This is a genomic window from Ruegeria sp. AI3 (genome assembly GCF_056541245.1).
Map to the genome: position 1 here is coordinate 531,424 of NZ_JBQFYA010000001.1, position 19,325 is coordinate 550,748.

19 protein-coding genes are annotated in these 19,325 nt (G+C 59.7%); 13 read left to right on the forward strand and 6 right to left on the reverse strand.

Going from position 1 to position 19,325, the window contains the following annotated elements; all coding sequences use genetic code 11:
• The first annotated feature begins 112 nt into the window (after positions 1-112).
• Complete coding sequence (locus ACRZ95_RS02610) at positions 113-547, forward strand: hypothetical protein (RefSeq protein WP_170676344.1); 435 nt, start codon at positions 113-115, stop codon at positions 545-547.
• Here the strand turns inward: ACRZ95_RS02610 and ACRZ95_RS02615 are convergent.
• From ACRZ95_RS02615 to ACRZ95_RS02630, 4 genes are all read right to left on the reverse strand, one after another.
• Positions 544-1,122 carry a DUF924 family protein gene (locus tag ACRZ95_RS02615; RefSeq protein WP_170676346.1) on the reverse strand — a complete coding sequence of 193 codons (579 nt, stop codon included), beginning with the start codon at positions 1,120-1,122 and terminating at the stop codon, positions 544-546. The genes ACRZ95_RS02610 and ACRZ95_RS02615 overlap by 4 nt on opposite strands.
• Positions 1,123-1,222: 100 nt before the next feature.
• The gene (locus ACRZ95_RS02620) at positions 1,223-2,503 is read right to left on the reverse strand and encodes an MFS transporter (protein ID WP_170466251.1); all 1,281 of its coding nucleotides are present in this window, start codon (positions 2,501-2,503) and stop codon (positions 1,223-1,225) included.
• Between the two features lie 112 nt (positions 2,504-2,615).
• Positions 2,616-3,662, reverse strand: coding sequence for a tRNA preQ1(34) S-adenosylmethionine ribosyltransferase-isomerase QueA (gene queA / locus ACRZ95_RS02625; RefSeq protein WP_170676700.1), 1,047 nt, complete (start codon positions 3,660-3,662; stop codon positions 2,616-2,618).
• A gap of 41 nt (positions 3,663-3,703) precedes the next feature.
• Positions 3,704-7,087, reverse strand: a complete 3,384-nt coding sequence (locus ACRZ95_RS02630; protein WP_480554467.1) for a YhdP family protein — start codon at positions 7,085-7,087, stop codon at positions 3,704-3,706.
• A gap of 68 nt (positions 7,088-7,155) precedes the next feature.
• Here ACRZ95_RS02630 and ACRZ95_RS02635 point away from each other — a divergent pair, with 68 nt between their 5' ends.
• The 6 genes from ACRZ95_RS02635 to aqpZ all read left to right on the forward strand — a co-directional run bounded on the left by ACRZ95_RS02635 (position 7,156) and on the right by aqpZ (position 12,239).
• Entirely contained in the window at positions 7,156-7,617 is a 462-nt protein-coding gene (locus ACRZ95_RS02635; RefSeq protein WP_170676350.1) for a peroxiredoxin family protein, read from the forward strand.
• Between the two features lie 87 nt (positions 7,618-7,704).
• Positions 7,705-8,523, forward strand: coding sequence for a ferritin-like domain-containing protein (locus ACRZ95_RS02640; RefSeq protein WP_480554535.1), 819 nt, complete (start codon positions 7,705-7,707; stop codon positions 8,521-8,523).
• Positions 8,524-8,697: 174 nt separating this feature from the next.
• A complete protein-coding gene (locus tag ACRZ95_RS02645; RefSeq protein WP_170676404.1) occupies positions 8,698-10,029 on the forward strand; it encodes a DUF5930 domain-containing protein in 1,332 nt (443 codons plus the stop codon).
• Positions 10,019-10,519, forward strand: a complete 501-nt coding sequence (locus ACRZ95_RS02650) for a bactofilin family protein (RefSeq protein ID WP_170676405.1) — start codon at positions 10,019-10,021, stop codon at positions 10,517-10,519. The genes ACRZ95_RS02645 and ACRZ95_RS02650 overlap by 11 nt, the downstream gene beginning before the upstream one ends.
• Positions 10,520-10,644: 125 nt before the next feature.
• A complete protein-coding gene (locus tag ACRZ95_RS02655; protein WP_480554469.1) occupies positions 10,645-11,460 on the forward strand; it encodes a M90 family metallopeptidase in 816 nt (271 codons plus the stop codon).
• A 92-nt stretch (positions 11,461-11,552) separates the two neighbouring features.
• Positions 11,553-12,239 (forward strand): aquaporin Z, encoded by a 687-nt coding sequence (aqpZ, locus tag ACRZ95_RS02660; RefSeq protein WP_170458789.1) that lies wholly within the window; start codon positions 11,553-11,555, stop codon positions 12,237-12,239.
• A gap of 57 nt (positions 12,240-12,296) precedes the next feature.
• Here the strand turns inward: aqpZ and ACRZ95_RS02665 are convergent, their stop codons facing one another.
• Together ACRZ95_RS02665 and ACRZ95_RS02670 are read right to left on the reverse strand one after the other, a co-directional pair.
• Positions 12,297-12,851, reverse strand: a complete 555-nt coding sequence (locus tag ACRZ95_RS02665) for a peptidylprolyl isomerase (RefSeq protein ID WP_170374003.1) — start codon at positions 12,849-12,851, stop codon at positions 12,297-12,299.
• A complete protein-coding gene (locus tag ACRZ95_RS02670) occupies positions 12,844-13,350 on the reverse strand; it encodes a peptidylprolyl isomerase (RefSeq protein WP_170374004.1) in 507 nt (168 codons plus the stop codon). Before ACRZ95_RS02670 ends, ACRZ95_RS02665 begins: the two co-directional genes overlap by 8 nt.
• Before the next feature lie 132 nt (positions 13,351-13,482).
• On the opposite strand from ACRZ95_RS02670, the gene ACRZ95_RS02675 reads away from it, so the two are divergent.
• The 6 genes from ACRZ95_RS02675 to ACRZ95_RS02700 all read left to right on the forward strand — a co-directional run bounded on the left by ACRZ95_RS02675 (position 13,483) and on the right by ACRZ95_RS02700 (position 19,208).
• Complete coding sequence (locus ACRZ95_RS02675) at positions 13,483-14,673, forward strand: phosphoglycerate kinase (protein WP_170676409.1); 1,191 nt, start codon at positions 13,483-13,485, stop codon at positions 14,671-14,673.
• A gap of 161 nt (positions 14,674-14,834) precedes the next feature.
• Positions 14,835-15,134 carry an FtsB family cell division protein gene (locus tag ACRZ95_RS02680; protein WP_170482904.1) on the forward strand — a complete coding sequence of 100 codons (300 nt, stop codon included), beginning with the start codon at positions 14,835-14,837 and terminating at the stop codon, positions 15,132-15,134.
• Positions 15,135-15,263: 129 nt separating this feature from the next.
• Entirely contained in the window at positions 15,264-16,253 is a 990-nt protein-coding gene (gene pdhA, locus ACRZ95_RS02685) for a pyruvate dehydrogenase (acetyl-transferring) E1 component subunit alpha (RefSeq protein WP_170676411.1), read from the forward strand.
• A gap of 15 nt (positions 16,254-16,268) precedes the next feature.
• Positions 16,269-17,642, forward strand: coding sequence for a pyruvate dehydrogenase complex E1 component subunit beta (locus tag ACRZ95_RS02690; protein ID WP_170676413.1), 1,374 nt, complete (start codon positions 16,269-16,271; stop codon positions 17,640-17,642).
• A complete protein-coding gene (locus tag ACRZ95_RS02695) occupies positions 17,642-17,902 on the forward strand; it encodes a hypothetical protein (protein WP_170374009.1) in 261 nt (86 codons plus the stop codon). The genes ACRZ95_RS02690 and ACRZ95_RS02695 overlap by 1 nt, the downstream gene beginning before the upstream one ends.
• Position 17,903: 1 nt before the next feature.
• Positions 17,904-19,208 carry a pyruvate dehydrogenase complex dihydrolipoamide acetyltransferase gene (locus tag ACRZ95_RS02700; protein ID WP_170676415.1) on the forward strand — a complete coding sequence of 435 codons (1,305 nt, stop codon included), beginning with the start codon at positions 17,904-17,906 and terminating at the stop codon, positions 19,206-19,208.
• The last annotated feature ends 117 nt before the right edge of the window (positions 19,209-19,325 follow it).

Genomic DNA, 19,325 nt, shown 5'->3' on the forward strand with positions numbered 1-19,325 from the left:
TATGGTCGATACGTGCAGTTTTCAGCCTATACCCAAGCTTTTTCAAAGGCTAGAAAAGAACAGCCGGGGCCTCCGCCCGTCTTATATTCACAAAGCATTCGAAAGACTTATCATGGCCAAGACCCTCAAAGACCTTCTCCTTGCACTTCTGAATGCAACGCTGATCCTTGTCGCGCTTTGCCTGTTTTTGGGATGGAAACTGGCTTCGACCGTCGAGGATGCCACCTCGGGCCTGTCGGAAAAGCTGCAAGTTGTTACTCCGTTGAAGGACGAAGCACAGGGTATTCGCGAGCAGCTATCAGGGCTGCGCAGTGATTTGGCCCGCATTCAAGAGGATGGTCTGGTGAGCAACACCGTTGTTTCACTGCGAATGTCCAATACGCTGGATAAGCTGGAAATGATAGAAACCAAGCTGCAGACCGTTCAGACGCGGTTTGCACAGTTGGCGGAATCACCTGACCAATTAATTGACCATGCAATTGAGACCTTGGCCGACGTGGTAGCCGACCGGATCATTGCTATTCGTGGATGCGGGCCCGAAGGTTAACCGGCTGCCTGCAACTCACGCACAGTGGCGCCGTAGCCGCCCATGTCGACATAGGCGGTCTCATGCACGGTTGGGGTGCGTGACAGGGCCTCATTCCGATAGGGGAAGCGTCCGAATTTCCGGATCACCTCACGGTGCGCGCGCGCGTGCAGCAGGTTGCTGGAGTCCTGGCTGCTGAGGTTCTGGCAGATCAGACGCACGCAGCGTTCCTGATCACACAGGTTTTCGGAATGCATCATCGGCAAATAAAAGAACTGCCGCGCGGGTTCGTCGATTTTCATATCCCAGCCCTTGTCCACCGCGCATTTCGCAGCGGCCAGAGCCGCCCGATCCGACGAAAAGGCCCGTGCCTCACCCCGGAACATGTTACGCGGGAATTGGTCTGTTAGGATGATATAGGCCAGCGACCCGCTGGGATATGTCAGCCAGAGCGAAAACTTGCCCTCTGCCGCGGCTTCCCAAGTGGTCAGGAAACGGTCGCGGATCTGCTGATCCAGCGCGTCGTCCTGCATGTACCACCCCTTGGGGCCGACCTCATCCAACCAAAAACTCAATACGTCTTCAGGACCAACCATTGCCCTTAACTCCGTGTGTTGCCCTCCCCAGGGACGTAAGGTCATTTAAGGCTGTTTTACAGATTTGTAACAGTAAAATATTACTACATTTCGGACATATTTAGGCGTTAGCGGAAACATCTTGTGCGTCTTCCTCGGCCTCGGCGGCTTCGATGGCCACTTCCTGGGCCACCTCAAGCGCAACGGGGGATGCGGACGGGTACAGAGGCGACATGGTGCCGGTTTCGTCGACTGGGATCGCCGCGCGCTGCGTCATGCGATACATTGCGTAGCCAGCCATCGCGAACAGCAACGCCGCGATGAACAGGAAAAAGCCCGGAGGTCCAAAGATCCCGTCCCCCATCAACCAACCTGTAATCAGCGGGCCAGCAATCGCGCCCAATCCGTTGATGAAAAGCAAACCCCCAGATGCAGCGGCCATGTCTTCGCGATCCAGAAAATCGTTCGTATGGGCGATCAGCAGGGAATAGAGCGGGTTTGACATACCGCCAATAAAGAAAGCGGTAACCAGAAGGATCGGGAAATTCACGCCGAATAGCATGCCAGCAACGGCGCTGGCACCACCTATGGCTGCCGCCAGCAGGATCAGGAAACGCCGATCCATTCGGTCCGAGAACCATCCCAGCGGGTATTGCAGCACGATGGCGCCGATGTAGAAGGCGGCCACGAAGGTCGAAATCTCGATCAGGCTCAGCCCAGCACGCGCGCCATAGACCGCCGCCATGCCGAACTGCGCCGAGAACACTCCACCCAACAGGAACATGCCCACACAGCCCAAGGGGGATTTGCCCATCAGCTCGCGCAGGGTCATGGGTTTGGTGGTGTCGAATGCAGGGGTCGGAGAAATCGACAAAAGGATCGGAGCGAACGAGACAGAAACGAGGATCGACGCGATCACAAACGTCTCATACCCAGCCGGATCGCCCAGCAAGACCAATCCCTGAGCCGAAATGATCCCCAGCATCTGCACAATCATATAAAGCGACAGCGCCTGCCCCCGGTTCTCGTTACTAGCCGCATTGTTCAGCCAGCTTTCAGCGGTCACATAAACGCCCGAGAAACAGAAGCCGATCACGGCACGCCCCAGGAACCACGCGATCGGGTCGGTCAGCATCGGATACATGATCATGACCGCGGAAATGAACGAGGCCAGGGCTGCGAAGACACGCACATGGCCGACCCTACGGATCATCTCGGGCGCAAGGCGCGATCCGCCCAGAAACCCCATGAAATAGGCCGACATCACAAAGGACATCTCGAGGGTCGAGAAACCTTCGATTTCACCGCGAACACCCAGAATCGTGCCTTGCAGGCCGTTGCCGACCATCAGCAGACCCATGCCGAGAAGAAGCGCCCAAGCGGTGGACAGAACCTGAATCATTTGGGCCTCCGGGATGTGCCAAGCTGATTTGCGAGTCGTTATGTGATCAAAACAAATGCAGATCGCGCCTGTCTACGACATTCCCTGTCTGACAGTGTCGCGGCTGAAGGTTTTAGGGGATCAGAAGGGATGAATCCCCATACGAAAAAAAGCGATATTTCTGTTCAATCGCATGGGCATAGACGGAACGCATACGCTCTTGCCCCATCAGGGCCGAAACCAGCATCAGCAGGGTCGATTTGGGCAGGTGGAAATTGGTCATCAGCGCATCCGTAACGTGGAACTGAAAGCCCGGATAGATGAAGATGTCGGTTTCCCCTTCCCAAGGCGCGATCTGCCCACTGCGCGCCGCACTTTCGATCAGACGCAGTGCGGTGGTGCCGACCGGGATCACCCGGCCCCCTGCCTCTTTGGTGGCGCTGATCTCATCAGCGGCCTGCTGGCTGACCCGGCCCCACTCGGCATGCATCTTGTGGGTTGTCACGTCCTCGACCTTGACCGGCAAAAACGTGCCCGCGCCCACATGCAGGGTCACGTGGCTGAACTCCACCCCGCGCTCTGCCAGTGCCGCCATCAGCGCATCGTCAAAATGCAGCGACGCGGTTGGTGCGGCCACAGCGCCCGAGTTGCGCGCCCAGATGGTTTGGTAATCCGTCTTGTCCTGCTCATCCGCTGGACGTTTGGCGGCGATGTAGGGTGGCAAGGGCATCGCACCGGCCTGTTCAAGGGCGGCGTCAAAATCCTCACCACTGAGGTTAAACTGGAGATAGGCCTGCCCGTCCTCTACCCGGTCCAGAGTCGCACTGAGATCGTCCGAGAATACGATCTCTTCGCCCGGTTTGACCTTTTTCAGCGGCTTGATCAGCGCGGTCCATGATCCATCCGCCTGAGGCTCGAGCAACGTCGCCTCAATCGCGGCGGAAACCGGCCCTTGGGCGCTGTCACGGTGCCGCCGCCCGCTGAGCCTCGCCGGGATCACGCGCGTGTCGTTCAACACAAGCCGATCGCCGGGGCGCATCCAGTTGGGCAGATCGAACACACGGCTGTCCGAGATCGCCTCGCCCTTGGCCACCAGCAAACGCGCGGACGAGCGCGGGTTGGCGGGCCGGGTCGCAATCAGGTCTTCGGGCAGATGGAAATCAAAATCGCTGAGTTTCATGGTCGCGCCATACAAGGCCGCAAGAGATTCGGCCATATCCCCTAGCGGTCGCTTTTCGGGGCGCCGTAAGTACGCTTGGGTTCGTCAGGTTTACGTGGTTGGGCATTCGGCCCATCTGAAACCGTTGGGGCTGGTGGACGCAGCAGGTTGCGCAGGAACAGCGGCGCGAGGCCCGACAGCGGGTTCACCGAGACCTTCGGGTCTGCCAAAGGCCCCGTAAGGGAATAATTGAACCCGATGACCCCCTCGCCCTTTTTGGTAAAGACGCTGCCGACCGCATTCAGCAGGTAGATCGGGGAAATAGCGCCTCGCAGGTTCAGCGTCCCAGCCACCGTATTCACCGTTCCATCAAAAGACAGCCCCATTGACGGGCCGACCGCACTGCCGCTGAGGATCTTGACCTCGGTCGGGGTGATCCGCATCCGGCTGTCGATGGACGAGAAGAAAATGCCCTGCCCGGCCATTTCATCCAGCAGTCCGACCAGACTGATCGCGTTCAACAGCGCCGCCATGGCCGGGGCATCCTGAATGCGAGTACTCACGATGCTGAGGATCACATCATAGCTGCCTGCGGTTGCGACCGGTTCCAACTGTACGTCCAACGTTCCGCCCCGTGCCTGCGTCAGCAAACCCGCCGAGCGCAAGACGGCACCGGCATCGTTCGAGGTCAGCTCTACCGCGCTGCGCGCGCCCCGCGGCGTGAGGCGCCCTTGCATGGCAGCCCCTCCGTTGACACGGGCTTTGAAGGTGCCGTTGACCCCTCCGGTCGTTTGAAACGTGCCCTTGAAGCCGGTCAGCGCCACGCCCTCAGTGACTTGGAGGCGGTCAAGCGTTACGTCGAGATTCGGGCCAGCGCCCGACCCGCTGCCGCCGCCCTCAGACCCGCCAAATGTGGCGCGGCCCAGGTTTAGCACCCCCCCGAGAACGCGAATGTCGGGTGTGGCGTTGCCCCGCCCGATCAGCTCGGCCGGAACCGCCAGCCAGTTACCCAAATCGAAGGAACTGAAGGAAACACGGTCAAACTCTCCCTCCCGGAAGGTGATCGACGCCGCAGTCCGCAACCCCGCCGCCTGTAGGTTCAGGGCATCAACCTTCAGCCCCTCGCCCAACGTTGCATCAGCGGTCAGAGTGCCACTTGTCGAAGCGGGTTTGCGCCATCCCAGCTCGGGTATGGCCAGCGTAACGCCCACCAGATCGGAGGAGGCCGACAGTTGCGGCGGCGCGCCTGCACCGATGCCCAGCGTAAAACCAGCCGTGCCAGACCCGCTGAGGAAGCTTTGCGGCAATCCGGCCTTCAATTCGGCCATGAGAAGCTGAGACAGCTCAATCTGCCCCGTCACGGTGCTGCGCTGCGCCGTCTCGCCATCAATCGGCTGTTGCCATTTGGCCTGCACGGGCACATCGCCGAACAGGCCCTGCCCCGCGATTTGCACGCCGGTTTGGTCTCCGGTCAGCTCCAGCATCGGTGCACTGACGGAAAATCCCGGCACCAGACGGTCGCTCCGCAGGTCGCCGAGGGTGCCTGCAAAGTGAAATTGCGTGTCCTGAAACTTTAGGCCCTTGATTAGCGGCAAGGACAACGTGCCCGAAAGCGCCACATTTCCCTCTGCCATCTCGACCGGCAGCCCTGCCTTGCTGAGCAGGCTGAGAGGCGGGCGATCCAGCAGGGATAGCGCAGCAGTGACACCCCCCGTCGCACTTATCCGTGCAATACCCGGCGTATTTTTTTTGATTTCGGTATCGGGAATAATGAAGGACGTACCCGACGCATCCACGGCCCCGCCCTGATCGGCCATCACCACTCCCTGCTGCGCGGTTGCGGTAAAGCGGTCGTCAATCAGACTGGCCTGCCCCTGCGCGCCTTCGACCGGAGGCAGGGTCTTGGCGAAACGAATGGTGGCATCCTCGAATCCGAAATCCAGATAGATGTCGGGTTTGTTGTCGGGCCGCAGACGCAGAGCGAAATCCATATCCGACAATGCCCCTTTGGAGAGGTTCTTTGTCACCCATTCACGCGGCTTCGGCGCAAGACGCTCGGGCCAATAGTTCAGAACCTCTTCAGAGTTCATTTGGTTGAGATGCGCATCCAGATCGGCCGACCAGCCATCTGCCAGCCCGACCAGCAGACCCGAGGCCCGCACGCGGTGGCCGCCATCCTCGATCGTCATCTGACCGACGCGCAGCCGGAAAGGGGCGAATTTCATCTGAACGTCCAGATCGGCACTTTTCAGGTTCAGCGGCTCGGGGAAGAGGTTGGCCGGGTTGACGTTGATCCCCGTCAGGCTCCACTGCCCATCCAGGCTGTCGAGCGTCCCGTTTTCCACCCCTTGCAGATAGGCTTTGCCCGCGGCCTGCACCGATCCCCAGGCGGAATCAATCGAGACCTCGTTGAAGTCCAGTTCCTGCCGGATTGGATCATAGGTGAAATAGGTGCGAGCGGAATCGAACGGGATGGCACGTGTCTCTGGATTCGGCTGCACCGCCCCGGCGCCCAGATTGAGCGTCGCGAAAACAGGGCCGAAAGCTCCTGAGCTATCGACACTGCCCCGCACCGCGCCTGAGATCGGCGTTTTCAGAACCTGCAACCACGCCAACGCCGGGCTTTGGCCGTAGATATCCTCGGCTGGAAGATCGGTGATCGTCACGCCAAAACGTGCCTCGGGCGTGCCCAGAATGCTGGTGTAATTGGCCTCGATCTGGCTGACAAAATCGCGCCCGGACAGGACCGAGAACCCGGTGGCCAGCCGCATGTCGTCGTCATTGCGGGTCAGCTGAATATGGCCGCCGTCTAGTATCCAGGACCTCCCCAACCGCAGATCGCGATAGTCCAGCGTGATCGCGTCCAACTGCACCGAGGTCAGCGCGGACAGGACCGGAGAAAGGAACACCTCATCCCCGGCCTCGATCAATTCGGCAAGGTTCGATGCGCTTTGCACGGGCGCGCTGCCAGTGCCCACCGTCAGGGTCAGCGCACCGTCCTCACCCCGCGTCAGGGCGATCTGTGCCCCACTGAGTATGATCCGCTTGGGTCGCACATGACCGCGCAGCAAGGGCCGCATCGCCAGGCTGGCCCGCATATCCGACACTTGGGCGATCTGTTGTCCGGCCTGATCACTGATGGACACATCCGTCAGACGCAAACGGGGCCGCCAACCTTCGTGAATGATAAAGCTGACATCGCCAAAGCGGATCTGGAGACCGCCCAGATTCTCCTCCAACCGCGCCTCAACGTGACTGCGCAGCCAGGCCGGGGCGTGCATGCGCTGACCCAGCACCATGAACCCTGTGACCACAGCCAGAACGACAAGCAAAACAACGCCGCGCAACGTCCAGATGCCCGCCGTCCGACGGCGCGAGCGGCGACGTTTCGGTTTGCCGACCTCTTCGCTATTGTCCTGATCCTGCTGCACCAATTTGCGTTCCACGCCTTTCAACCCGTCCGCGTTGCCCTATGATATCGGGCAGCGTTTAAAAACCTTTAGCGGAGTTTCCAATGCCCGACGTTTCAGACACGGCCCCTGACTTCACCCTTCCCCGAGACGGCGGTGGTGAGGTATCCCTCGCGGATCTGCGCGGCAATGCCGTCGTTTTATTCTTCTATCCCCGCGATGATACGCCGGGCTGCACCAAGGAATCCATCGGTTTTTCGGAGCAGCTTCAGGCCTTTGCCGATGCGGGCGCTCAGGTCTTCGGCATCTCGCGCGATAGCGTGGCCAAACATGACAAGTTCGTCGCCAAACACGACCTGACTACGCCTTTGCTGTCGGATGAAAACTCGACCGTCTGCGAGGATTACGGCGTCTGGGTCGAAAAGAACATGTATGGCCGCAAATCCATGGGCATCGAACGCTCGACCTTCCTGATCGACGCCGAGGGCCGCATCGCGCAGGTCTGGCGCAAGGTCAAAGTGCCGGGCCACGTGGATGCAGTGCTTGAAGCCGTTAAGGCGATGTAGCCCCCCTCGACCTCGAGCGCCATCCGGTCTATCCCCTGCCCCGACACGACAAGGCGGAGCGTACCAGTGCCCAAAACACTGACCCAGATGGCAACCGAGGTTCTGACAACAGCGGACGGGCGGGAGAAAACCGCCCTGTCCAAACGCCATGCCGCCGCTTGGTTCGCGTCACGCAAGGGCGAGGCTGAAGCGATTGAAATCGGCACCGCCACCCCGCCTTTGACCCCTGCACGCCCTGAAAAGCCCGAGCTGCTCTCACCGCGCGAAGTGCCAAAGCGCAAACCGGGGTCCGATGCCGGGCGGATCGCGCTTTTGCACGCCGTTGCGCATATAGAGCTGAACGCGGTGGATCTGCATTGGGACATTATTGCCCGCTTCGGTCACGTGCCCATGCCGATCGGTTTTTATGATGACTGGGTCAAATGCGCAGAAGAAGAATCGCGCCATTTTGAGATGGTCTGCGACTGTCTTGAACAGATGGGCAGCTTTTACGGTGCCCTGCCTGCCCATGCAGGCATGTGGCGCGCCGCCGAAGACACCGCCGAGGATCTGATGGGCCGCCTTGCTGTGGTCCCCATGGTGCTAGAAGCACGCGGGCTGGACGTCACACCCGGCATGATCGATATCTTTCGCAAGGCAAAGGCGGAACAGGCCATCGCTGCGCTCGAGGTGATCTATGCAGAAGAGGTCGGCCACGTCGCCTATGGCTCCAAGTGGTTCCATTTTCTATGCGGACGCGAAAACGCCGACCCCAAGGACGTCTTCCACCAATTGGTTCGGCGCTATTTCCACGGTGCCTTGAAACCACCCTTTAACGAAGAGAAGCGCGCCGAGGCAGGATTGCCGCCGGACTTCTACTGGCCACTCACCGAGGATATGCCCTCGACGGGTCAGGTCTCAGACTGAGGTTAAAGGTTAATTTCGGCAGGTTTTCGCCGATCCGTAGGGGGAAAACTGCACCTTCGACGACAAATTGGTCAACAAACTTGCCCGAATGCTGAGACCCTATTAAGCATCCCGTCCAAGGGACGGCTATTGCACCACGACCGGTCCCGATCTTGGGGATGAGAGGTAAGACGCGTGAGAACACGTCTGGCAATTAAATTTCACTCGCTGCTCGAACGGCATTTCCCGGAACGCCGGGTTTTTCTGAAATCTGACAAAGACACACGGTACATCCGACTCAGCTCGGAAACGCAGATCGCTGCGGTGACCGGTGTGGCCGTCATGGTTGGCTGGACCGCCGTCGCCACAGCGATTCTGCTGATGGACAGTATCGGATCTGGCAACTTCCGCGAGCAAGCCAAACGCGATCAGGCCACCTATCAAGAACGTCTCAACATCCTGTCCGCTGAGCGTGACGCCCGCGCTCAGGAAGCCTTGGCCGCACAGGACCGGTTCAACGCTGCACTGGCACAGGTCTCGGCGATGCAGTCCGAGCTTTTGGCCTCGGAAAACCGTCGGCGCGAGTTGGAGACTGGGATCGAGGTGATCCAGACCACGCTGCGCGCAACGATGAAGCAACGCGAAGAGGCCCGCGGCGAACTGGCGAAGCTGCAACAGGATGCGGATACAACGGACTCCTACGTCGTGGCCGCCTCGGCCCCGGCGCAGATGGAATTCATGACCGACGCTTTGACCCGCACTGCGGAAGAGCGGGATCAGATCGCAGCCGACGCGCGTGATGCGCTGGACCAGCGCGATGACCTGGAGCTGGAAATCCGACTGATGCAGGAACGCAGTGACGAGATTTTCCGCCAGTTGGAAGAGGCGATGGTGATCTCGGTCGAGCCTCTGGACAAGATGTTCCGCCAGGCGGGCATGCCCACAGACCGCATCATCGAAGAGGTGCGGCGCGGATATAGCGGTATGGGCGGTCCGCTAACCCCTTTATCCTTGAGCACCCGCGGCGAGGAGAGTGACATCTCCGCCGACGAGGTGCGCGCAAACCAGCTTCTGCAACAAATGGATCAGTTGAACCTGTATCGTCTGGCGGCCGAAAAAGCGCCCTTTGCGAACCCGGTTCATTCTGCTGTGCGATTCACCAGCGGCTACGGCACCCGCCGTGACCCCAAAACGGGCGGACGTCGGATGCATAACGGCGTTGATTTCGCGGGTCCCCAAGGCACCGATATCTTTGCAACCGCAGATGGTGTGGTCACCCATGCCGGTTGGCAGTCCGGCTTTGGACGCCTTGTGAAGATCAAACACGCCTTCGGGATTGAGACACTTTACGCTCATAACACCAAGATCCGTGTGAAGGTCGGCCAAAGGGTCTCGCGCGGGGATCATATTGCTGATATGGGTAGCACCGGACGGTCCACCGGCACGCATTTGCACTATGAGGTGCGCGTGAACGGAAAACCTGTAAACCCAATGACTTACATCAAGGCTGCGAGAAATGTTTTCTAAAAGCAAAATCAACGAGCCCGCATCCAAGGAGTCTGAGGCGGCAAAACCTGCTGCTCCGGCGACTCCGGCGGCCCCTGCCCCTTCTGAACCCAAAGCCAGCACGGCGCCCAAGCCGAAGCCACCCGCATCGGTTCTGTCTTCGGACCTGCACATCACCGGCAACATCAAGACAACCGGTGACATTCAGGTTGAAGGCACTGTCGAAGGCGACATCCGCGCGCATCTGCTGACCATCGGCGAAACCGCGACCATCAAAGGCGAAGTCACTGCAGACGACGTTGTGGTCAACGGCCGTATCGTGGGTCGCGTGCGTGGCCTGAAAGTCCGCCTGACCTCGACAGCACGGGTCGAAGGCGACATCATCCACAAGACAATCGCCATCGAAAGCGGCGCGCATTTCGAAGGCTCGGTGCAGCGCCAGGACGACCCACTGAATCCTGGCCGCGGCGCGAAACCGGGTGCCAACCCGGCTGCGGAAGTCAAACAGTAAAGCAAATCCAACCCGGATTTTCCAAACGCCGCAGGTCATCCTGCGGCGTTTTCGATTCAACTGCAGGCGTTCTTCTGAATCCAGTTCCAAGCTTGAGCTAGTACGGCTAAACTCTGTCCATGTGGATGTTTTTTGCTCTTGTCGCAGCCGTCGCAGGCGCGTTTCTATACTGGTCCTGGTCCAAGAAAAAGGCGCGCGCTGCGCTTCTGGCCGAGCCATTGAGCGAAGACGACCGGCGCATCATCGCAGCACAAGTCCCAATCCTCCAACGCGTCCCATCCGACCTACGTGAGAAATTGGATGGCAAGATCAACCTGTTTCTGGAACAGGTGAGCTTTTATGGCTGCGACGGGCTCGAGGTCACCGATGAGATGCAACTCTCCATTGCCGCGCAAGCCTGTCTGCTCGTGGTGAACACGGATACCTGGTACGACAATCTGACAACCGTTCTGATCTACCCCAACGCCTTCAAGTCTCGGCAACAAAGGCGCAGCGGTTATGTGATAACTGAGAAAGAGATCATCCGAACCGGCGAAAGCTGGGACCATGGGCCGGTGATCCTGTCATGGGCGCATAGCAAACAGGGCGCGATGAATGACCATGACGGGCACAACGTGGTGTTCCACGAGTTTGCGCATCAGATCGACGACCTGTCAGGTGGCACCAACGGAGTTCCGGTTCTTGCAAAAGGACAGAGCTATGCCGAGTGGGAACGTGTCTTCTTGACGGCCTATTCCGACCATGTCGCAGCAGTAGAGGCCGGGCATCGCACCGTCATCGACCCCTACGGTGCCGAAGGCCATGAGGAGTTTTTTGCCGTCTCGGTCGAGGTGTTTTTTGAGCGCCCTCACGCCCTGCAAAAGGCGGCACCTCATGTCTATGAACAGCTTGCCGCGCTGTTCAATCTCGATCCCGCAACATGGGGCGAAAGGCCTAACTGATGCGCAGGCCGTGAAAATTCCCCCAAACGCAAGTTTCACAAATCACGGTTTTTGAATTACTCTGGTTCTCATTGATTAATGGAGGACTATTCATGTCATCAAAACTCATGGCCGAATTCTTCGGCACGTTCTGGCTGGTTCTGGGCGGCTGCGGCAGCGCAGTTCTGGCAGCAGGGGTCGCTGATGTCGGCATAGGATGGCTTGGTGTATCCTTCGCCTTCGGCCTGACCGTTTTGACCATGGCCTACACAGTGGGCCATATCTCGGGCGGGCATTTCAACCCTGCCGTCAGCCTCGGCCTGATGATCGGAGGGCGCTTCCCCGCCAAAGACCTACTGCCTTATTGGGTCGCGCAGGTGCTGGGTGCAATTGCGGCAGCGGTGGTACTGTACGTGATCGTCAGCGGCGCGCCCGGTTTTGAAGGCGTGGGCGGGTTTGCCTCAAACGGCTATGGCGAGGCGTCACCCGAAGGGTATTCCATGATGTCCGCGCTGGTGATCGAGATCGTGCTGACCGCGTTCTTCATCGTGATCATTCTGGGGGCCACCTCCAGCGGAGCACCTGCGGGCTTTGCCCCGATCGCCATCGGCCTGGCCCTGACCCTGATCCACCTGATCTCAATCCCTGTCACCAACACGTCGGTCAACCCAGCGCGGTCCACAGGCGTGGCCCTGTTTGCGGATGGCCCTGCCCTTGCACAGCTGTGGCTGTTCTGGGTCGCCCCTCTGATCGGCGGTGCAATCGGAGCGTTGATCTGGAAAGCAATGGGCGACGACTGATTTCAGTCCCTAGTCCACAAGAAAACCCCGGCGCATGACTTGCGCCGAGGTTTTTCGTTACTCGGTCACTGTGACCTTTTTCATCGCGTCAGGCTGGCCGACAACGGCACCGTTCTGACCCGCACCGCGCTTGATCGCGTCGACCACGTCCATCCCGTCCGTGACCTGACCGACAACGGTGTACTGGCCATCCAGAAATGGTCCCGGCTCGAACATGATGAAGAATTGCGAGTTCGCGCTGTTCGGGTTCTGAGACCGCGCCATGCCGACCACACCGCGATCAAAGGTGATGTCCGAGAACTCGGCCGGCAGGTCGGGACGGTCCGAGCCACCACGACCTGCATTCGCAGCGTTGAAGCTGCCCTTGGTCTGGTTGCCGAACTGAACATCTCCGGTCTGGGCCATGAACCCTTCGATCACGCGGTGGAAGACGACGCCGTCATATTCACCCGCATTGGCAAGCGCGGTGATCTGCTCAACGTGCTTGGGTGCGACATCTTCGAACAGGTCGACGGTGATGGTGCCATTGGCTTCACCCTCAACCTCGATCTGCAGCCCGGTGGCCAGCGCGGGGCTGGCCAACAGGACAAAAGCGGCGGCGAGCTTATGCATCTGCCGCTACCTTGACGCTGATCATGCGGTCCGGGCTCGCAGGCGGCTCACCCCGTACAATAGCGTCTACATGCTCCATCCCGTCGATCACGCGGCCATAAACCGTATACTGACCGTTCAGGAAGTGGTTGTCCTTGAAGTTGATGAAGAACTGCGAGTTTGCCGAATCCGGGTTCTGCGAGCGCGCCGCGCCCAGCGTTCCACGGTCATGTGGCAGTTTCGAGAATTCAGCCGGAACGTTCGGCAGCGACGACCCGCCTGTGCCCGCCATGCGGATGTTGAACCCGTCTTCCATGTCACCGTGCTGGACATCACCGGTTTGGGCCATGAAGCCGTCAATCACACGGTGGAAGGCCACGTTGTCATACTCCCCCCCACGGGCCAGCTCTTTCATCCGGGCGCTGTGCAGAGGTGCCACGTCGGGCAGCAGCTCGATGACGACATTGCCGTCTTTCAGCTCAATGATGATTGTGTTTTCGGGATCCTTGATCTCGGCCATCTGGCCCTCCTGTCGTTTGTCTTGCGCAAATACCTATGCGCCAAGCGCCTGAATGCCAAGTGACGCATTGACCTGAGGGCAAAATGCAGGAAAAGAACCGCCCAAAGGGTATCAAAACACGAGGATTGCGCGATGAGCTGGAAAACACTGGACGATATGGACCTGAACGGCAAACGCGTGCTGGTGCGCGTGGATATCAACGTGCCGGTCGTTGACGGTGTTGTGACCGACGCCACCCGTATTCAGCGCATTGTGCCCACGGTGCAGCACATTCTGGCATCCGGTGGCAAACCCATCCTTCTGGCCCATTTCGGCCGTCCTGGCGGCGAACGCCGCGAAAGCCTGTCGCTGAACCAACTTGTCCCGACCTTGGAGTCTGCTTTCGGAGCAAAAGTCCTGTTCGCCGCCGATTGTGTGGGCACTGAGGCTGAACTGGCCGCTGACGCCCTGCAGCCCGGTCAGGTGCTGCTTCTGGAAAACACCCGTTTCCACGCGGCTGAAACCAAGAACGATCCCGATCTGGCCGCTGGCATGGCGCGTCTGGGCGATGTCTACTGCAATGACGCGTTCTCGGCCGCGCACCGCGCCCACAGCTCGACCGAGGCGCTGGCCCGTTTGCTGCCCGCCTGCGCCGGTCGCCTGATGCAGGCCGAGCTTGAGGCGCTGGAGGGCGCTCTGGGCGCGCCTAAACGCCCTGTGACGGCCGTTGTTGGTGGCGCGAAAGTATCCACCAAGCTGGAGCTGTTGGGCAATTTGATCGACAAGGTCGACTATCTGGTCATCGGCGGCGGTATGGCGAACACGTTCCTTGTCGCCAAGGGCGTCGATGTCGGCAAATCGCTGGCCGAAACCGCGATGAAAGACACCGCCGCAGAGATTCTGGCTAAGGCCGAAACATCCGGCTGCACCATCGTGCTGCCCGTTGATGTGGTCGTCGCCGAGAAATTCGAGGCAAACGCGCCGCATCAGGTTTTGCCCGCCGATAAGTGCCCCCCAGACGGCATGATCCTTGACGCAGGCCCTGAAAGCGTCGCCGCCATCACTGAGATCTTCGGCAAAAGCCAGACCCTGATCTGGAACGGTCCGCTCGGCGCGTTCGAGTTGGAGCCCTTTGACGCCGCCACCAACGCCGCCGCCCTGAAAGCCGCTGCGCTGACACGCGCCGGTCAGTTGATCTCGGTCGCAGGTGGAGGCGATACCGTTGCCGCCCTGAATGCTTCGGGCGCGGCCCAGGACTTCTCGTATATCTCGACCGCAGGCGGAGCCTTCCTAGAATGGATGGAGGGCAAGACCCTACCCGGCGTCGCAGCACTGGACCAGTGACCTCCGCGGCACGCTCAAAACCAGGCCGCGAGACAATCTGACTCAACCACGCAATTTTTGCGAATCAGGGGATTCACATCCCGAATCACCTGTGACATAGTGTGTTCAGAGGCCCACAAAGGGCCCGTTATTGAGGCAGACTTCATACGGCGGTCAACAGAGTGTCCCGTTCCCATCGGCCCGGTTTGGGCGCAGTTTTTTTCTTTTCGGTGGCTTTTATGCTGGGTGTATATTTCACCTTCGCCGCCGTGCAAGGAGACTATGGCCTGTTTCGACGGGTCGAGATTTCGGCGGAACGGGACGCCCTGTCACGCGACCTCGCGGCGCTAAAAGCTGAGATCACCGAGATGGAAAACCTCACCCGCCGTCTTTCGGACAATTACCTTGATCTCGACCTACTGGATCAACAGGCCCGATCCGTACTGGGCATGATCCGCGCGGATGAAATCGTCATCCGCTAACCCCCTTCTCCCACTGCATGAATTGCGCAAAGCTACGCTGCGTCATATTTACGCTCGCCAGATCGCAAGAAATGCTCTAAAAGATAGTTTAACGCTAAACTATCTGTCCGAAAGGGGGAGATCGCCACAATGGCTGCGCGAAAAACCACAAAGAAACCAAACGTTTCTGCGAAAGAGCTGAAAACCTACTACCGCGAAATGCTGTTGATCCGTCGATTCGAAGAAAAGGCGGGGCAACTTTACGGTATGGGTCTGATTGGTGGTTTCTGCCACCTCTACATCGGACAAGAAGCGGTTGTTGTCGGCCTTGAGGCTGCAGCAAAAGAAGGCGACAAACGCATCACATCTTATCGCGACCACGGTCACATGCTGGCCTGCGGCATGGATCCGGGCGGCGTCATGGCCGAACTGACCGGGCGTGAGGGCGGCCTGTCTAAGGGCAAAGGCGGCTCGATGCATATGTTCTCGAAAGAGAAGCATTTCTACGGCGGCCACGGTATCGTTGGCGCTCAGGTCCCGCTGGGCGCGGGTCTGGCCTTCGCTGATAAATACAAGGAAAACGGTGGCGTGACCTTCACCTATTTCGGTGACGGCGCGGCCAACCAGGGTCAGGTCTACGAGACATTCAACATGGCAGCCCTTTGGGAACTTCCCGTGGTTTTCGTGATCGAGAATAACCAATACGCTATGGGCACCGCCCAGGCGCGCTCGACCTCTTCGGCGGATATCTATCACCGTGGTCAGGCCTTCGGTATCCCGGGCGAAATGGTCAACGGCATGGATGTTCTGGCGGTCAAAGCCGCGGGCGAGAAAGCCGTCGCGCACTGCCGCGCAGGCAAAGGCCCCTACATCCTTGAGGTCAAAACCTACCGCTACCGTGGCCACTCAATGTCCGACCCGGCCAAGTACCGAACCCGCGAAGAAGTTCAGAAGGTCCGCGAGCAAAGCGACCCGATCGAACATGTGCGCGAGCTGCTGCTGACTGGCAAACACGCGACCGAGGATGACCTCAAGGCGATCGACAAAGAGATCAAAGAGGTCGTCAACCAGGCCGCCGAATTCTCGAAAGAAAGCCCTGAGCCGTCGGTGGATGAGCTCTGGACAGATATTTACGCCTGAGAGGACGAATAAGACATGGCAACCGAAATTCTCATGCCCGCCCTTTCGCCCACAATGGAAGAGGGCACGCTGGCCAAATGGCTGGTCAAGGAAGGCGACACCGTATCTTCCGGCGACATCATGGCCGAGATTGAAACCGACAAGGCCACGATGGAGTTCGAGGCCGTTGACGAAGGCATAGTCGGCAAAATCCTAATCGAAGAAGGCACCGAGGGGGTCAAGGTCAACACCCCCATCGCGATCCTGGTTGAAGAAGGCGAAGATGCCTCCGCCCTGCCCGCGGCTGCCCACGCAGCCGCAGCGGTGACCGAGGCCGCCCCTGCGGCGGTTGAGGCCCCCGCTCCCGCAGCCGCCGCCCCGGCCGCTCCGGTCGTGGACCTGTCGCCCGATTGGCCAGCTGACGCGGAAATGAAAACCGAGACTGTCCGCGAAGCGCTCCGCGATGCGATGGCCGAAGAGATGCGCGGCGACGAAGACGTTTACCTGATGGGTGAAGAAGTCGCCGAATATCAGGGCGCCTATAAAATCAGCCAAGGTCTGCTGGACGAATTCGGCCCCAAACGCGTGATCGACACCCCGATCACGGAGCATGGCTTTGCCGGTATCGCGGTTGGTTCAGCCTTCGGTGGTCTGAAACCCATCGTCGAGTTCATGACTTTCAACTTCGCAATGCAGGCGATTGACCAGATCATCAACTCCGCCGCCAAGACGCTCTATATGTCCGGCGGCCAGATGGGCTGCCCGATCGTGTTCCGTGGCCCCAACGGTGCCGCCGCCCGCGTGGCCGCGCAGCACTCTCAGGACTACGCCGCATGGTACATGCAGATCCCTGGTTTGAAAGTCGTGATGCCATACTCGGCCGCCGACGCAAAAGGCCTGCTGAAATCGGCGATCCGCGACCCCAACCCGGTGATCTTCCTGGAAAACGAAATCCTCTACGGACGCACTTTCGACGTGCCGCAAGTGGATGACCTAGCCATTCCTCTGGGCAAGGCCCGCATCTGGCGCGAAGGCTCGGACGTGACCATCGTCAGCTTCGGCATCGGCATGCAGTATGCCCTCGAAGCCGCCGACAAACTGGCCGAAGAGGGCATCAGCGCCGAGGTCATCGACCTGCGCACTATCCGACCGATGGACACAGGCGCGATCATCAACTCGGTGATGAAGACCAACCGTCTCGTGACTGTGGAAGAAGGTTGGCCACAAGGATCGGTCGGTAGCTACATCAGCTCGGTCGTGATGCAGGAAGCGTTCGACTATCTCGATGCGCCGGTCATCAACTGCACGGGCAAGGATGTTCCGATGCCCTATGCCGCGAACCTCGAAAAACTGGCCCTAATCACCACGGATGAGGTGATCGCTGCCGTCAAACAGGTGACCTACCGGTAATGGAGATCAGGGGCCGCGATCCAGCAACCGAATGCTACCGTGTCGAGATTGACATCGACAACCGCATCGTACGGGCGCTTGTGCCCGAGCGACTGGCGGCGGATATGCGGTTGATAGGCGCGCGCCCCTCGCACCAGACCGCCTATGTCTGGATGGCAGAGAACAAAGAAAAAATCGAGGCCGCGATTGCGACGCTCGCACGCGGCACCGGGCGCCCCAAGGCGCCCTTTGACCAAATTACTCTGATTGAGGAGCGCTGAAATGCCCACCGAAATCCTAATGCCCGCCCTGTCTCCGACCATGGAGGAAGGCACCCTTGCCAAATGGCTGGTCAAAGAGGGCGACACCGTCTCCTCCGGCGACCTGCTGGCCGAGATCGAAACCGACAAAGCCACGATGGAGTTCGAGGCTGTTGACGAAGGCACCATCGGCAAGATCCTGATCCCGGAAGGCTCCGAAGGGGTTAAGGTCAACACTGCCATCGCAGTTCTGCTGGAAGATGGCGAAAGCGCCGATGATATTGGCACAACACCAGCCGCGGCCCCAGCGGCTGCACCTGCCGCCGCCGCGAGTAACGAGGTCGCCGCGCCAGCGGCATCCGAGGCGCCCGCCCCTGCCCCGGCAGCGCCTGCCAAAGCCGATGGTGGTCGTATCTTCGCCTCACCGCTGGCCCGTCGCATCGCGGCGCAAAAGGGCCTTGATCTGGCACAGATCACTGGCTCCGGCCCGCATGGTCGCATCGTCAAAGCGGATGTGGAAAGCGCAACCGTAGCGCCAGCAGCAGCCGCTCCGGCCCCTGCAGCAGCCGCCGCCCCCGCAACGGCGGCACCGGCTGGCCCATCGGCAGATGCCGTCGCCAAGATGTACGAAACTCGAGATTACGAGGAAATCAAGCTCGACGGCATGCGCAAGACCATTGCCGCGCGCCTGTCCGAAGCCAAGCAGACCATCCCGCATTTCTACCTGCGCCGCGATATTAAACTGGACGCGCTCCTTAAGTTCCGCAGCCAGTTGAACAAACAGCTGGAAGGCCGTGGCGTGAAGCTCAGCGTCAACGACTTCATCATCAAAGCTGTCGCCAACGCGCTGCAGCAGGTTCCCGAATGCAACGCAGTCTGGGCGGGCGACCGCGTGCTGCAGTTGAAACCGTCTGATGTGGCCGTTGCGGTTGCGATCGAAGGCGGTCTGTTCACTCCGGTCCTGCAGGATGCCGACACCAAGTCTCTGTCTGCCCTGTCGACCGAAATGAAGGACCTTGCCGGTCGCGCCCGCGAACGCAAGCTGGCTCCGCATGAATACCAGGGTGGCACATTCGCGGTTTCGAACCTGGGCATGTTCGGCATCGACAATTTCGACGCCATCGTGAACCCGCCACATGCTGGTATTCTTGCGGTCGGCACAGGCCTGAAAAAGCCAGTTGTCGGCGAAGACGGAGAGCTGACGGTTGCAACCGTGATGTCCGTCACGATGTCTGTGGATCACCGGGTCATCGACGGCGCGCTTGGGGCTCAGTTGCTGCAAGCCATCGTCGAAAATCTGGAAAATCCGATGGTCATGCTGGCCTGATCAAACTCTACCCGCCGGGGTCCGACCTCGGCGGGTGCTCTCTCGATTACGGCCACGAAGTGAGCAAGCGTGATAGCCCCAAAGGTTGCCGCAGCAACCGCGCTTTCCCAGCTTTTA